Here is a 294-nt window from a genome sequence, read left to right as displayed (position 1 = left end):
TTGAGGCTGTTCCAGTGCCTGCAGCATATGCTGAATATCGGGGGAGGCCTGCTGATATCCCGTCTCCCGGAAATTGCGCCACGATTCTGAATCCGCAGTCACATTAAATTGTGATGAAGCAAACCCAAGCGCTCTGTCCACGCTTGTTGTTGACAAATGTATCCCACCAGCTTCGAGGTGCTTGGAGATTGCCTGGCTGCTGCGTTTTTGAGATTTCAGATCGAGGATGATCTGCATGACATCACGGGTCACCGCCTTGGGCATACCCTCTGCTGACAGGCCCGCATCCGCTCG

1 protein-coding gene is annotated in these 294 nt (G+C 53.7%); it reads right to left on the bottom strand.

Going from position 1 to position 294, the window contains the following annotated elements; all coding sequences use genetic code 11:
- Positions 1 to 264 (bottom strand): hypothetical protein (locus ABLN87_RS22410; protein WP_353014329.1); only part of this gene is annotated, 264 nt, incomplete at its 3' end.
- Positions 265 to 294: the final 30 nt, after the last annotated feature.

Origin of the sequence: Ruegeria sp. SCP10 (assembly GCF_040329495.1) — a bacterium.
In the GTDB taxonomy this organism is placed as follows: domain Bacteria; phylum Pseudomonadota; class Alphaproteobacteria; order Rhodobacterales; family Rhodobacteraceae; genus Ruegeria.
The sequence above is the reverse complement of the archived record's forward strand: the minus strand, read 5'-3'. Positions and strand labels throughout refer to the sequence as shown.